The 15,166-nt window shown below is 60.2% G+C and carries 14 protein-coding genes; 7 read left to right on the top strand and 7 right to left on the bottom strand.

Going from position 1 to position 15,166, the window contains the following annotated elements; translation table 11 throughout:
- Nucleotides 1–4 precede the first annotated feature (4 nt).
- Genes cyoB through glpK form a run of 7 tightly spaced genes read left to right on the top strand, consistent with a single transcriptional unit; the run spans nt 5 to nt 7,184 of the window.
- Entirely contained in the window at nt 5–2,008 is a 2,004-nt protein-coding gene (gene cyoB, locus GRI58_RS07375; RefSeq protein ID WP_160752946.1) for a cytochrome o ubiquinol oxidase subunit I, read from the top strand.
- Nucleotides 2,009–2,043: 35 nt separating this feature from the next.
- Complete coding sequence (gene cyoC, locus GRI58_RS07370) at nt 2,044–2,670, top strand: cytochrome o ubiquinol oxidase subunit III (protein ID WP_160753144.1); 627 nt, start codon at nt 2,044–2,046, stop codon at nt 2,668–2,670.
- Complete coding sequence (gene cyoD, locus GRI58_RS07365) at nt 2,667–3,071, top strand: cytochrome o ubiquinol oxidase subunit IV (protein WP_160752945.1); 405 nt, start codon at nt 2,667–2,669, stop codon at nt 3,069–3,071. The genes cyoC and cyoD overlap by 4 nt, the downstream gene beginning before the upstream one ends.
- Before the next feature lie 4 nt (nt 3,072–3,075).
- Nucleotides 3,076–3,795 (top strand): SURF1 family protein, encoded by a 720-nt coding sequence (locus GRI58_RS07360; protein WP_160752944.1) that lies wholly within the window; start codon nt 3,076–3,078, stop codon nt 3,793–3,795.
- Entirely contained in the window at nt 3,756–5,120 is a 1,365-nt protein-coding gene (locus GRI58_RS07355; protein ID WP_237452172.1) for an ATP-binding protein, read from the top strand. Before GRI58_RS07360 ends, GRI58_RS07355 begins: the two co-directional genes overlap by 40 nt.
- Entirely contained in the window at nt 5,117–5,662 is a 546-nt protein-coding gene (locus GRI58_RS07350) for a response regulator transcription factor (protein ID WP_337190913.1), read from the top strand. Before GRI58_RS07355 ends, GRI58_RS07350 begins: the two co-directional genes overlap by 4 nt.
- Nucleotides 5,663–5,684: 22 nt before the next feature.
- A complete protein-coding gene (gene glpK / locus GRI58_RS07345; RefSeq protein WP_160752943.1) occupies nt 5,685–7,184 on the top strand; it encodes a glycerol kinase GlpK in 1,500 nt (499 codons plus the stop codon).
- A 7-nt stretch (nt 7,185–7,191) separates the two neighbouring features.
- Here the strand turns inward: glpK and GRI58_RS07340 are convergent, their stop codons facing one another.
- From GRI58_RS07340 to GRI58_RS07310, 7 genes are all read right to left on the bottom strand, one after another.
- Nucleotides 7,192–7,701, bottom strand: coding sequence for a gluconokinase (locus GRI58_RS07340; RefSeq protein WP_202386867.1), 510 nt, complete (start codon nt 7,699–7,701; stop codon nt 7,192–7,194).
- Nucleotides 7,698–8,531: a Cof-type HAD-IIB family hydrolase gene (locus tag GRI58_RS07335; RefSeq protein WP_237452171.1), complete on the bottom strand. Its 834-nt coding sequence runs from the start codon at nt 8,529–8,531 to the stop codon at nt 7,698–7,700. The genes GRI58_RS07340 and GRI58_RS07335 overlap by 4 nt, the downstream gene beginning before the upstream one ends.
- The gene (zwf, locus tag GRI58_RS07330) at nt 8,513–9,985 is read right to left on the bottom strand and encodes a glucose-6-phosphate dehydrogenase (protein ID WP_160752942.1); all 1,473 of its coding nucleotides are present in this window, start codon (nt 9,983–9,985) and stop codon (nt 8,513–8,515) included. Before zwf ends, GRI58_RS07335 begins: the two co-directional genes overlap by 19 nt.
- Nucleotides 9,985–10,965 (bottom strand): phosphogluconate dehydrogenase (NAD(+)-dependent, decarboxylating), encoded by a 981-nt coding sequence (gene gnd / locus GRI58_RS07325; protein ID WP_160752941.1) that lies wholly within the window; start codon nt 10,963–10,965, stop codon nt 9,985–9,987. Before gnd ends, zwf begins: the two co-directional genes overlap by 1 nt.
- Before the next feature lie 4 nt (nt 10,966–10,969).
- Nucleotides 10,970–12,127, bottom strand: coding sequence for a transaldolase (gene tal / locus GRI58_RS07320; RefSeq protein ID WP_160752940.1), 1,158 nt, complete (start codon nt 12,125–12,127; stop codon nt 10,970–10,972).
- Nucleotides 12,124–14,181 carry a transketolase gene (gene tkt / locus GRI58_RS07315; protein ID WP_237452170.1) on the bottom strand — a complete coding sequence of 686 codons (2,058 nt, stop codon included), beginning with the start codon at nt 14,179–14,181 and terminating at the stop codon, nt 12,124–12,126. The genes tal and tkt overlap by 4 nt, the downstream gene beginning before the upstream one ends.
- A gap of 292 nt (nt 14,182–14,473) precedes the next feature.
- The coding region (locus tag GRI58_RS07310) for an IS701 family transposase (protein WP_160752939.1) at nt 14,474–15,166 on the bottom strand (693 nt) is incomplete at its 5' end.

Below are 15,166 nucleotides of genomic sequence, written 5' to 3'. Positions count from 1 at the left end.
CGCAATGATTCCCGATCCCTTCCCCTATACCGGCTGGCTGTTCGGCCGCCTTTCCTGGGCAGCCATCCCAATCCACGAGCCGATCCTGATCGTTACCTTCATCATGGTATCGATCGGGGCGATCGCGGTCTTAGGCGCGATCACCTATTTCAAGGCCTGGGGAATGCTCTGGCGCGACTGGTTCACTTCGGTCGACCACAAGAAGATCGGCGTGATGTATATCGTCCTGGCGCTGATCATGCTGCTGCGCGGCTTTGCCGACGCGCTGATGATGCGTTCTCAACAGGCGATCTCTTTCGGAAGCAACCACGGCTATCTGCCCCCTCATCACTACGATCAGATCTTCACCGCCCACGGCGTGATCATGATCTTCTTCGTCGCCATGCCGCTGGTCGTCGGGCTGATGAACTATGTCGTCCCGCTGCAAATCGGCGCGCGCGACGTGTCCTTTCCGTGGCTTAACAACTTCAGCTTCTGGCTGACAGTTTCGGGCGCGATCATCACAATGATTTCGCTGTTCGTCGGCACTTATTCGACCGCCGGTTGGCTCGCGATGGCACCTTACTCTGGCAAAATGGCTAGTCCTGGCGTCGGTGTCGACTATTACATATGGGGATTGCAGATAGCTGGCCTCGGCACCTTGCTGTCGGGGGTCAACCTGGTCGCTACCATCCTCAGGATGCGTGCGCCGGGCATGAGCTTGATGAAGATGCCGGTGTTCACCTGGACTGCGCTGTGCACCAACATCCTGATCGTTGCGGCTTTCCCGATCCTGACAGTCGTGCTCGCCCTGCTCAGCCTCGACCGTTATCTCGGGTTCGAATTCTTCACCAACGTCAACGGTGGCAACCCGATGATGTATGTGAACCTGATCTGGATCTGGGGCCACCCGGAAGTCTACATCCTGATCTTGCCCTGCTTCGGCGTGTTTTCGGAAGTCGCGGCGACGTTTTCGGGCAAGCGCCTGTTCGGCTATACTTCGATGGTCTACGCGACCATCGTCATCACCATCCTGGCCTATCTGGTGTGGTTGCACCACTTTTTTACCATGGGTTCGGGCGCAGACGTCAACTCGTTCTTCGGCATCACCACGATGATCATCTCGATCCCCACTGGGGCCAAGATTTTCAACTGGCTGTTTACCCTCTATCGCGGACGCATTCGCTTCGACCTGCCGATGATGTGGACACTGGCCTTCATGCTGACCTTCGTGATCGGCGGGATGACCGGCGTGCTGCTGGCGGTGCCGCCGGCCGACTTCGTGCTGCACAACTCGCTGTTCCTGATCGCGCACTTCCATAACGTCATCATCGGCGGCGTGCTGTTCGGCGGCTTTGCCGGGATCAACTACTGGTTCCCCAAGGTCACCGGCTTCCGGCTCGACGAGAAGTGGGGCAAGCGTTCCTTCTGGCTGTGGGTAATCGGCTTCTATTTCGCCTTCATGCCACTCTATGTGCTTGGCCTGATGGGCGTCACCCGTCGGATGTCGCACTTCGACAATCCTGCCCTGCAGATCTGGTTCGAGATTGCGGCATTCGGTGCTCTGCTGATCGCTGGCGGGATCGCCTGCATGATCATGCAGTTCATCGTGACCTTCAAGAACCGCAAGCAACTTCTGGATACCTCGGGTGATCTGTGGGAAGGCCGCACGCTGGAATGGGCAACGTCCTCGCCTCCGCCCGAGTACAATTTCGCCTTCACCCCGGTGGTCCACGACCGCGATGCGTGGTGGGATATGAAGCGCCACAACTACCAGCGCCCCACATCCGGCTTCGAGAAGATTCACATGCCCCGCAACTCAGGTGCAGGTGTCATCATTGCCGGAATCAGCGTGGCTTTCGGATTTGCGATGGTGTGGCAAATCTGGTGGCTCGCCGCGATCACCTTCGCCGCGATGGCGGTGGTCGGCATCGGTCATACCTTCAACTACAACCGCGACTTCTACATTCCGGTCGAGCGCGTGCGTGAGGTCGAAGAGGCCCGCACCCGCGAGTTGGAGACGGCATGATGGCGACGCAATCCCACTCCCACGGGTCCGATACGATGAACACACAGGCCTATTTCGACGGCGATCGTCCGCTGTTCCACCTGCCCAAGGAACCGCATCATCCCGACGGCCACAGCACCATGCTGGGCTTCTGGATCTATCTGATGAGCGACTGCCTGCTGTTCGCAGGCCTGTTTGCGACGTTTGCGGTGCTCGAGCATTCCTATGCCGGCGGCCCCGGCCCCAAGGAATTGTTCGAGTTGCCACTGGTCGCGCTCAACACCGCGATGCTGCTGTTCTCCTCGATCACCTATGGCTTTTCGATGCTGGTGATGGAGCGCGGCAAGAAGAATGCGACGCTGATGTGGCTCGGCATCACGGGGCTGTTCGGCCTCGCCTTCCTCAGCATCGAGATGCACGAATTCGCCGGATTGATCGCCGAGGGCGCAACCCCGCAGTCGAGCGCGTTCCTGTCGGCCTTCTTCACCCTTGTCGGCACCCACGGCCTGCACGTCACACTGGGTACGATCTGGCTGGTCACGCTGATGGTGCAGGTGGCGCAAAAGGGCCTGATCCCCGCCAACCGCCGCCGCCTGATGTGCCTGTCGATGTTCTGGCACTTCCTCGACATCGTCTGGATCGGCGTATTCACCTTCGTCTACCTCATGGGAGTTGCGCAATGAGCGACACCGCTACCAACCATCACGGCGCAGGCGAAGACCACCTCGACCATCCGCCGCACGGCTCTTTCAAGGGCTATATGATCGGCTTCGTCCTGTCGGTGATCCTGACCGCGATCCCCTTCGCGCTGGTGATGACTGGCGTGCTCGACAAATCCGTCACCGTTCCGCTGATCCTGTTGATGGCGCTGGTGCAGATCGTGGTCCACATGGTCTACTTCCTGCACATGAACATGTCGGTCGAGGATGGATGGTCGATGCTGGCGCTGATTTTCACAGTGGTGTTCGTGATCATCACCCTCGCCGGGTCGATGTGGGTGCTCTACAATATGAACGCCAATATGATGCCGATGAGTATGCCTGTCTCCCCTGCAACGCAGGCGGCGACAGCCGTCGGCGGATAGCGCAATGGCGCAGGCGATCGGCCAACGGCGCGGCCTTTCGCTTGCGCTCGTCATGCTGGTCTTCATGGCCGGGTTTGTCAGCCTGGGGGTCTGGCAGGTCCATCGCCTCGCCTGGAAAGAAGCGCTGATCGCGCGGGTCGATGCGCGCGTTCATGCTGCGCCTGTGCCCGCACCGGGCCCGCAGGCCTGGCCTTCGATCTCTGCCAAAAACAGCGAATATCGCCGTATCAGCCTGACTGGACAGTTCGAGAACGTCCCGGCAACGCTGGTGAAAGCCGTTACCGACAAGGGCAGCGGTTTCTGGGTTATGGCCCCCTTTGCCGATCAGCGCGGCTTTACCGTACTGGTCAATCGCGGTTTCGTGCAGGACCGGAAGGCCGGTGAAAAGCCTGCTCCTACCCAAAAGCAACGCATCACCGGATTGCTGCGGATCACCGAGCCGGGTGGCGGTTTCCTCCAGTCGAACCAGCCTGCCACCAATCGCTGGTTTTCACGCGATGTATCCGCCATCGCCCGTGCACGGCACCTGACCGGTTTCGCACCCTATTTCATCGACCAGTCGGCGGGCGAAGTCGCGGCTGACGGCCCCATCGGTGGACTGACCGTCATCCGGTTTCCCAACAATCATCTCTCCTATGCCATAACCTGGTTCGTGCTCGCCGCGATGAGCCTGTTCGCGGCGGGATGGTTGATCAGGGAGCGCTTTCGTCCGACAAGCGGGTGATGGCGAGCACCACACTCACACCGAACATTGAGGACATTGTGCCTGCTGTTACCGATGCGCCCGGTGGCGAAGCGAATATGCGCCAGCTCATCGCCCTGCGCTGGCTGGCGGTCGGCGGTCAGTTCGGCACAATCATGGTGGTCTATTTCGGTATGGGCGTGGAGCTGCCGCTCGCGCCCATGCTTGCGACCATCGCCGGTCTTGTCGTGCTCAATCTGGTCAGCATCGCCAGCCTGAGACGTGGCGCCAAGGTGGGAAATCGCGAAATTTTCCTCGCGCTGATTCTTGATAACGCCGCACTTACCGCATTGCTTTATCTCAGCGGAGGCGCAACCAATCCGTTCATCTGGCTATTCCTGCTTCAAGTCGTCCTCGGCGCAGTGCTGCTCGATCGCTGGTCGGTCTGGGTAGTAACCGCGCTCAGCGCAGCCTGTTTCGTCGTACTGCTGCTCACGCACTATCCGCTCGTGTTGCCCCCAAAGTTCGCTGTAGGGCTGTTCGACCTCTATATCTTCGGGGCTCTGACCAGCTTCTTGCTGATAGCCGTTCTACTGGTCTTCTTCGTAACCCGGATCAACGACAACGTCCGCGCCAGCGACGCTAGCCTCGCGCAATTGCGCCAGCAGGCTGCCGAAGAGGATCACATTGTCCGCATGGGCCTGCTGGCCACCGGCGCGGCGCATGAGCTCGGCACTCCCCTCGCATCCCTGTCGGTTATCGCCAACGATTGGAGCCACCGGCCGGAACTCGCGGCATTCCCCGATCTGGCCGAGGAGATCGAGGACGTGCGCATCGCAGTCGAACGCTGCAAGGCTATCGTGACGGGTATCCTCACTTCGGCAGGCGAGGTGCGTGGTGAGAAACCAGAAGTGACTCGGCTCACGGCATTTCTGGACGAGATTGCGCAGGAATGGCGTCAACGATCGGGCGAACAATCTCTGCACTGCGACATCAATATCGGTGAAGATATCGCGATCGTATCCGACATTGCATTGCAACAGGTTATCTGGAACGTGCTCGACAATGCATTCGAAGCGTCCGGCAAGCCAGTCGAACTCACGGCGCGGCGGATCGATGGCGAACTGCTGCTGAGCGTGACCGACAATGGTCCAGGTTTCGATGAGGGTATCCTTCGCAACATCGGCAAACCCTATCGGTCCACTAAGCAACGTCAGGGGGCCGGGCTCGGCCTGTTCCTGGTCATCAATGTAATGCGAAAAATGGGTGGATCATTGGTCGCTGCCAATCGCCCCGCAGGCGGTGCCGAGGTGGTGCTCGCGCTGCCGATCGAGGCGATAGCCTGGAATGGGAGGGCGCAAGCGTGAGTGGCAAATCGTTGATGATCGTCGAGGACGATGCCGATCTCGCTCGAACGCTCAAGCGCTCCTTCGAACGACGCGGTTACTCGGTTACCCATGTGACCTCGCCCGCCGAACTCGATACCGCGATTACCGCCTTTGCGCCTGGTGAAGCGCCCGACTATGCACTGGTGGACCTGAAGCTGGGCACCGAATCCGGACTGGGCTGTGTGAGATCCCTGACCGGACACTCCTCAAACACGGTCATCGTCGTGTTAACGGGCTATGCAAGCATCGCTACCGCAGTCGAGGCGATCAAGCTGGGTGCCTCGAATTATCTGCCAAAGCCGGCCAACAGCGACGAAATCGAGGCCGCTTTCGGCAAGACCGAAGCCGATGCAAACGTATCGCTGGCGGCGCAACCAACGCGATCGGTCAAGACGCTCGAATGGGAGCATATACACGAGACGCTGGCGGCGACCGGATTCAACATTTCCGAAACGGCGCGGCGTCTGGGAATGCACCGGCGCACACTCGCACGAAAGCTTGAAAAGCGACGGATCAAATAGGCTACGTTTTTCGGGGAGGATCATGGGCAGATACATCGGTGCAATCGACCAGGGGACGACAAGCTCGCGCTTCATCATCTTCGACAAGGGCGGCCGCGTCGTCAGCGTCGCGCAGAAAGAGCACGAACAAATCTTCCCAAAAGCCGGCTGGGTCGAACACGATCCGCAGGAGATTTGGCAGAAGGTCCGCGCGGTCATCGGCGAAGCGATGGCGGCGAAAGATCTCAAGCCCTCAGACCTTGCCGCAGTCGGCATTACCAACCAGCGCGAAACCACGCTGGTGTGGAACCGCAAAACCGGCGAGCCGGTCTATAATGCCATCGTGTGGCAAGACACGCGCATTGCACCAATGGTGGCGGAATTTGCCGCACAGGGCGGACAGGATCGATACCGTGCGATAACCGGGCTGCCGCTGACGACCTATTTCAGCGGACTTAAGTTGCGCTGGATCCTCCAAAATGTCGAAGGCGCGCGCGCCGCTGCCGAAGCGGGCGAACTGGTGTTCGGCACCATCGACAGCTTCCTAATCTGGCACCTGACGGGCGGCGTCGACGGTGGACATAATGTAATCGACGTCACTAACGCCAGCCGCACCCAGCTGATGGATCTGGAGAAGCTGGCGTGGGATGGCGATATTCTGGCTGATTTCGACATTCCCGCATCGATGCTGCCCGAAATCGTGCCGTCATCGGCGGTTTACGGCGAAGCAACGCCGAATGCGATCCGCGGGGTGCCAGTTGCTGGCGATCTCGGCGATCAGCAGGCGGCGCTGTTCGGGCAGGCATGTTTCGAACCGGGTGACGCCAAGAATACCTATGGCACAGGCAGCTTCATGCTGCTCAACACCGGCACTGAACCGGTCTCATCCAAGAGCGGACTTCTCACCACGCTCGGCTACAAGATCGGCGATGCGCCTGCGGTATATGCACTCGAAGGTTCGATCGCGATCACTGGCGCGCTGGTCCAATGGTTGCGCGACAACCTCGGTCTATTTCAGTCGAGTGAGGATATCGAGCCGCTTGCCCGCTCGGTAGAGGACAATGGCGGGACTTATTTCGTACCCGCTTTTTCCGGCCTTTACGCCCCTTACTGGCGCGACAATGCTCGCGGGGTGATCGCCGGACTGACCCGCTTCGTGAACAAGGGCCATATTGCCCGCGCCGCACTCGAAGCGACAGCCTTTCAGGTCCGCGAAGTGGTCGAAGCGATGGAAGCGGACTCCGGCATCGCGCTGGCTGACCTCCGGGTCGATGGCGGAATGGTGGTGAACGAGCTGCTGATGCAGTTCCAGGCCGATATCCTCGGCAAGCCGGTGGTGCGCCCGGTGGTGCGGGAAACGACCGCACTGGGCGCCGCTTACGCGGCAGGTCTCGCTGTCGGGTTTTTTGCCAGCACAGATGTGCTGGTCGCCAACTGGGCCGAGGACAGGCGCTGGAGCCCGGAGATGGAAGAGGACCGCCGTAGCGAGCTTTACCGCATGTGGAAACGCGCCGTCACACGCACATTCGACTGGATCGACTAGGCAAAGATTACCGCGCGAGCCATTCGCAAATTTCATCAACGTCTTCATCGATCGGCGCTGTGCCGGACAGGCGCAGCGCGCGCTCGTCTGGAGCGGGACGTTCCAGTGCGTCCAGCTGACTGTCTAGTAGTGATGGCGGCATGAAATGATGCTTGCGCCGTTCCAGACGTTTGCGCAGCGTCTCCCGATCCGGATCGGGGAAAACGAACGCGAGTATCGGATCGGCTTGCCTCAGACGATCGCGATAGCGGCGCTTGAGGGAAGAGCAGCTGACCACGCCTCCCTCGCCGGACCGGTATTGCCGCCCTATCCAGTCCGCCACCCGGTCGAGCCAGGGCGCACGGTCAGCATCGTCGAGCGGATGACCCGAACGCATCTTAGCAATATTGGCTTGCGGATGGAGGTCATCGCCTTCCTCAAACGGATAGTCCAGCCGCTCCGCCAGCGCCTTGCCGATAGTGGATTTGCCTGAGGCAGAGACGCCCATTGCGACCACGACCGGGAGAGCTTTTCTCATACGTCCATTTTCGCCAGCAAATTCTCGATAACGACGGCGACGCCATCTTCCTCGTTGGAGACGGTAGTATGCTTCGCTTTCGCCCGGACTTCGGGATCGGCGTTGCCCATCGCAACGCTGTTACCAGCACGTTCGAACATCGCGACGTCATTGTGACCGTCACCGATCACCAGCACGTCTTCTATATGAACACCAAATGCGCGGGCGATCTCTGTGACCCCCTCGCCCTTGTTGGCCTGCGGCGCGGTGAAATCGAGGTAATAGGGTTGGGAGCGCTTGATCGTCGCGGCGCGACCGAACCGGTCGCAAGCTTCGCGCTCCAACCGCGCGAGGAGCGCTCGATCGTCGCTAACACCGACAATTTTGTCCGTTGGCATCGAAAGATCGGCAAAGTCGTCGCACAAGGTCGGTTCGACATTCGCGGATTTTCGCTCATGCGAAGCGTGCAAAGTCTCGCCACGCCGCGCCATCCACTTTTCTTCGGCGAATACCCAAGGCTCGACATACGCGGCTTCGAGCATCGCAAGGATCTGATCGGTTACGTCCTTATCGAGGCGCTCAGCGTGGGTGATAGCACCGTCCGCCATGAACAGAGTGCCGCCGTTAAACGCGCCCATAGGACCTTCGATACCGAGCCGCTCGGCGATCCAGTAAATCCCGCTCGGCGGACGCGCGCTGATCAAGGAAACTGCAATTCCGGCATTGCGCAACCGTTTGATTGCCTGTTCCGTCCGTGCGGACAGGGATTTATCGTCGCGTACGAGAGTGCCGTCGACGTCGCTAATCAAGACCTTGGGGATGGAGGCGATCATCACCCCAGCGCGTGCCATTGCCGGGCATCGCGTTCCAGCAATTCATCGGCAGCCTTCGGCCCCGCGCTTCCAGCGCGATAGGGCTCTGGCTTTCCAGATTTCCACGCCTTGCTGATCGGATCGACAATCCGCCATGCCGCCTCGACCGCATCCGCCCTCTGAAACAGCGTCTGATCGCCTGTCAGTATGTCGTAAATCAGCGTTTCATAGCCCGTGCTGCCGCCAAGCTCGAAATAATCGGCGTAGCTGAATTGCATCTCGACCGGCGTTGGCTTGATATCTGCGCCCGGCTTCTTGGCCAGGAAATCGAGCGAGATTCCCTCTTTAGGCTGCAACTGCAGGACCAGCCGGTTGGCGGGCATCGTGCTTACCTTGGCATCACGGAAATCGGCGTAGGGCACGGGCTTGAAAGTCAGCACGACTTCGCTGTCCTTGTGCGACAGCGCCTTGCCGGTGCGCAGATAGAACGGGACACCCGCCCAGCGCCAATTGTCGATCTCCAGCTTTAGTGCCGCATAGGTTTCGGTGCGGCTGTCGGACGCCACGCCATCGGCATTTTCATAGGCGCCGACCTTGTTCCCACCCACATGTCCGGCGGTGTAGGCTCCGCGCACCGTGTCGCGCTTCACGTCTTTTGCGTTGGGGATACGGATGGCATCCAGAAGTTGTGATTTGGCCTCGCGAACCGACGCAGCGTCGAACCGATTGGGCGGCTCCATCGCAGTCATCGCGAGGATCTGGAACAGATGGTTGGGGACCATATCGCGCAAAGTCCCCGTAGCATCGAAAAACTCGCCGCGCGTTCCGACATCCAACCTTTCCGCGACGGTGATCTGCACATTGTCGATATATTGCCGGTTCCACACCGCCTCGATCATCGCATTGGCGAAACGTGCAACCATGATGTTCTGGACCGTCTCCTTGCCAAGGAAATGGTCGATGCGATAGATATCCTCTTCATCGACCCAGCGCAGGATTCTCGCGTTCAGCGCCTTGGCCGATCGCGCATCATGACCGAACGGTTTTTCGACCGCGAGCCGCCGAAATGCGCCCTTTACCTCGAACAGCCCTGCCTCGCCCAATCCGTCGATTATCGGCTCGAACAATGACGGTGAAATCGCCAGATAGAAGACGGCGTTTCCAGCTCCATCCTTATCCATCCTCTCCCTGAGCTGCGAATAGAAACCGGCATCGGTAACGTCGCCGGCCATATATTGGACTTTGCCGCGCAGCTTTTGCCAAGCCTTCGCGTAACCGTCTTCGACTTCGCCGACGTCGAAATCCTCCAGGCTCTGGCGAAATTCGGCATCGCTCATTTCGCTGCGACTGACACCGAGCACCGAGAATTGATCGTCGATCATGCCCGCCGCCATCATATGGACCAGCGACGGCACCAAAAGCCTGCGGGTCAGATCGCCGCCTGCCCCGAAAATCACCAGTGTGGCGGGCGGCGCAGTCTTGTGGCCAGCCATTATTGCGGAATCTCGACGTGTCCGCCAAAGCCATAGCGCATGGCCGACAGCAGCTTCTCCCCGAAGGTGTGTTCGACACGCGAACGAAACCGCGCATAGAGTGCCGAGGACAGCACCTCTGCTGGCACCGCTTCCTCGATGGCCGCTTCGATCGTCCAGCGCCCTTCCCCGCTATCAGCCACGTCGCCGGTGAACTTGGAAAGATCGGCATCGCGAGCAAGCGCCGAGGCGCTAAGGTCGAGCAGCCATGAGCTTATGACACTGCCCCGCCGCCAGACTTCCGCGACATCGCCAACGTCGATGGTGAAGCGTTGGTCCTCGGGCAATTCCTCGGATGCCTTGCCCTTCAATATGTCGAAACCTTCGGCATAAGCCTGCATCAATCCGTATTCGATGCCGTTGTGAACCATCTTCACGAAGTGGCCGGAGCCTGCCGGGCCGGTATGGACATAGCCATGCTCAGCGCGATCATCGTCGGATTGGCGGCCCTCGGTGCGCGGGATATCACCGAGCCCCGGCGCCAGCGTCTTGAAGATCGGATCGAGCCGCCGCACGACATCGGCCTCGCCGCCGATCATCATGCAATAACCCCGCTCAAGCCCCCACACGCCGCCGGACGTACCGACATCAAGGTAGTGAATGCCCTTCTCGCGCAGCGTTTTCGCCCGACGGATATCGTCCTTGTAGAAACTGTTGCCGCCATCGATGATCGTCTCACCCTTCCGACCGGTTTCCGCTACCTTCGCGATCACGCTCTCGGTAATCTCGCCCGCAGGCAACATCACCCAGAAAATCGCGTCCTCGCCCAGCTTTTCACGTACATCGGCGATGCTCTGGGCGGCGGTCGCCAACCCATCGCCTTCCATCTGCTTGCCGATCTTCGGGTCCTGATCATAGACCACCAACTCGTGCCCGCCTTGGGCCAGACGAGTGGCCATGTTCCGGCCCATGCGGCCAAGCCCCAGCATACCGATTTTCATGATCTTATCCTGCTTGCGATTGTTCGTTGACCCGGTTGCCATCGGCGAAACGCTTTCGTTTCTCGTCGACCGCCTCCAACAGCGCATCAAATGCGTCGGAGAATTTTTTAACGCCATTGGTCACCAGATCATCGGTGATCGCCTCGAGATCGATACCGAGACCGGCCAGCTCTTTCAATTCGGCCGCAACCTCATCCTGCCCGGTCGCCAGTGTCTGTGCCACCGTCCCGTGGTCGCGAAACGCGTCCATCGTGTCAGGCGGCAATGTGTTGACCGTGTCGGGACCAATCAAAGTTTCGACATAGAGTACGTCGCTGTAATCGGGGTTCTTGGTGCTGGTCGAAGCCCATAGCAATCGCTGCGGCATCGCGCCCTTGTCCGCCAGTTTCCGCCAGCGTTCGCCAGCTATCATCTCGCAATACCACGCATAGGCGCGCTTGGCGCTGGCTATCGCAATCGTGCCCTTGAGCATTTTTGCGCGACCCGCATTGTCGCCTCCAGCCTCGACAACGGAGTCGAGTTGCTCGTCCACCTGCGTGTCGATGCGACTGAGGAAGAAGCTCGCGACACTGGCGATGCGGCCGATCGGTTCGTCTTTGGCAACGCGCGCTTCCAGCCCTTCGATAAAAGCTCTTGCGACAGCCTGATACGCTTCGACCGCGAACAGCAAGGTCACGTTGACGTTGATTCCATCCTCGATCAGCGTGCGGATCGCCGGTACGCCAGCCTTGGTCCCCGGCACCTTGATCATGAGGTTGGGCCGATCGACCATCGCCCACAGGCGGCGGGCCTCGGCGATCGTCTCGTCCGTCTTGTTGGCGAGATAGGGCGATACTTCGAGGCTCACGTAACCGTCCCGCGCGTCCAATCGGTCGTATACCGGTCGCAGCGTATCGGCAGCTTTGCGGATGTCCTCCACCGCCAGAGTTTCGTAAAGGTCGGTTGCGGCCTTGCTGCCGCTTGCCACAGCGCTCTTGATGCTGTCGTTATAGCGATCCGAATGCCCCATCGCCTTTTCGAAGATCGAGGGATTGGAGGTAACACCGGTAAGTCCATCCTGATCGACCAGCTTCTTCAGACCGCCGTCCTCGAGAAAACCACGATTGACGAAATCCAGCCAGACGCCCTGTCCGGCCTCGTTCAGCTGTTGCAAGCGGCTCATGCGTCCTCCGTCTGTTTCATAAGATCCTTCGCCTTGCGGCAAATGTTCTCGACTGTGAAACCGAATTTCTTCTGCAACTCACCGGCGGGTGCCGAAGCACCGAAACCATGCATCGCGATGATCCCTCCGTCCGGTCCAACATAGCGATCCCAACCCATGGGCGCGGCCTGTTCGACCGCAATTCGCGCAGACACCGCACGCGGAAGCACCTTCTCGCGGTAGGCGTCGTCCTGCTTCTCGAACAGGAACCAACTCGGCATCGATACCACGCGGGAACGCACGCCATCACTGGCCAGCGCTTCATGGGCCTCGAGGCACAAGGACACTTCGCTTCCGCTCGCCATCAGGATCAGCTCCGGCAGGCCCTCGCAGTCAGCAAGGATATATGCGCCTTTTTCGACACCATCGGCAGCGCAATAGCGCTTGCGATCGATCGTCGGGAGATTCTGCCGTGAAAAGATCAGGCTGGTGGGCGTGCGCGTCAGCTTCATCGCAATCGACCACGCCTCGAGCGTCTCATTGGCATCGGCGGGGCGGATTACATTCATGTTCGGGATAGCGCGAAGGCCCGCAAGCTGTTCGATCGGCTGGTGCGTCGGACCATCCTCGCCCACGCCGATAGAGTCATGCGTGAAGACAAAGATCACCGGCAGCTCCATTAGCGCGGCCAGCCGCATCGGCGGGCGCATATAGTCGGAGAACACCAGGAAGGTCGCGGTGTAGGGGCGCAGGTGGCACAGTGCCATGCCATTGGCGATTGCGCCCATCGCGTGTTCGCGCACACCGAAATGCATGTTGCGGCCACCCGGTTTGTCCGGCGCCAGTGTCCCAGCATCGTCGGACTTGAGCAATGTCTTCGTCGACGGCGCAAGATCGGCAGATCCGCCAATCAGCAGAGGTACCTGCGGTGCAATGGCGTTCAGGACATCGCCGCTCGCCGCTCGCGAAGCCATGCCTTTCGCATCCGCCTCGAAAACGGGCAAATCGTCCTGCCAGCCGTCCGGCAGCTTGCCGGAAACCAAGCTGTCGAGTTCGGCGGCGAGGGATGCGTCAGTTCTGCTCAGCGCGGCAGCGGATCGGTCCCATTGCTCGACCAACGCCTCCGCCCGCTTTTTCATCGCCCCACGGAAATGATCGGCAACACCATCGGGCACGAGGAATTTAGCATCCTCGGGCCAGCCGAGGGTGCGCTTGGTTTCGGCCACTGCATCTGCCCCCATTGCGTCACTATGCGCATCGGATGTCCCTGCGAGCGGCGATCCGAAGCCGATAATTGTATCGAGCACGATCAGTGTCGGCGCATCCCGCGTTTTGCGAAAACGTTCGAACGAATCGGCGATTGCAGTGCAGTCATTGCCATCGGTGACGTGCTGGACATTCCAGCCATAGGCCCGGAAGCGCGCCGCCACGTCTTCGCTGAAGGCAAGCGGAGTGTGCCCCTCGATAGTCACTGTATTGTTGTCATAGACCCAGCACAGATTTGCCAGCTTGAGGTGCCCGGCCAGCGACGCCGCCTCGCTCGCCACGCCTTCCATCATGTCCCCATCGCTGCAGAAATTATAGACGTCGTAGTCGAACAGGGACGTTTCGGCATCGGAGAACCGGGAGTCAAGCCAGCGTCCGGCAATGGCCATGCCGACACTGTTGCCGCAGCCCTGTCCCAGCGGACCGGTTGTCGTCTCGACACCCGTGGTGTGGCGATATTCTGGGTGCCCGGGGGTCTTCGAGTCGAGCTGACGGAACTGCTTGATGTCCTCGAGCGACACTGCGGGTTCTCCGGTCAGTTGTCCATCTGGACCGATTTCGCGAACGCCAGCCAAATGCAGCACGGAATAAAGCAGCATCGACGCATGGCCACAGGACAGGACGAAGCGATCGCGACCGGGCCAGTCCGGCCTGTCGGGATCGTAGCGCATGAATTGCGTCCACAGCGTACAGGCCGCTGGCGCAAGGCCCATGGGCGCACCGGGGTGCCCGGAATTGGCTTTCTCTACAGCGTCCAGCGTCAGCGTGCGGATAGTATCGATGGTCGATTGGGCAAGGTTTCCAGCCAAGGCTCTCTCCAGGGGAGGTATGAAACGTGCCGGGGCATCTGGATTGGTGCCGGGGTCAATAGGCGAACCGATACGGATGGGTGTTTGTTCCGTTGCCTTCTACGTCAGTTCGGTTGCTCCATGCGCACCAGTGCGGCGCTCAACCCGCTCCACTCCGGCGATATAGAGCGCATCTATCTCCGCCAGGAACAGACCATGTTCCATCACGCCGGGAATTGCGCTGGCAGGTTTTTTGAGGTTGCATCCGCAGTGAGGGCAATGCCTCGGTGGTGATCGGGATCGGGATAGGTGGTCAAGGATGGCTTGGCGCACTGCTGGCAGGCTGGGTTGGGGAGGCGGGCCGAGGACTCTGTTTTTTCCGCCCCGCCTGAGCGAGCCTTCGGGATTGCAAGAACGCGTAGGCCATCATCGACATCAAGGCATGGCGGTGAAGCCCGACCCAGGATCGCCCCTCGAAATGGTCCAGTCCCAGTTCTTCCTTGAGTTGCTGATGCGCTTGTTCGCAGATCCAGCGCGCCTTGATCGCGCCGGCGAGAGCCTTGACCGGGGTGTCAGCGGGTAGGTTCGAGAGGTAGTATTTGCGCTCGCCATTGGAGCGATGCTCACCCACCAGCCAAGCTTCCGCACCCGGCATATGCTGGGCACCGGCAGAGCCGATACGTTGGGGCGCGCCATCGGCAATGCGCACGCGCACGGCAGCAAAACGAGCCGTGAGGCGCCCTTTCGTTCCCTTGCGCCAACTGACCTGTTGCCACTTCGCGGCTTCGAGCATCGCGTGCGCGGGCCTGGATCTGACGTCCGGCACATGACGCACCCGTGGTCGACCGCGACCTGCGTCCGGGAAGATAAGTTGCACAGCTGCCGGATAGACCTTCTGGTGCCGGGGGATACCCACTGCCCAGCAAAGCCCGCGTGCGCTCAGCGCCTGCCGGAACGGAGCGGACAGCCCATAGCCGGCATCGGCCAACACGCAGCCGAAGCGCAC

Source organism: Qipengyuania algicida, from assembly GCF_009828025.1.
Lineage (GTDB): Bacteria > Pseudomonadota > Alphaproteobacteria > Sphingomonadales > Sphingomonadaceae > Qipengyuania > Qipengyuania algicida.
The sequence above is the reverse complement of the archived record's forward strand: the minus strand, read 5'-3'. Positions and strand labels throughout refer to the sequence as shown.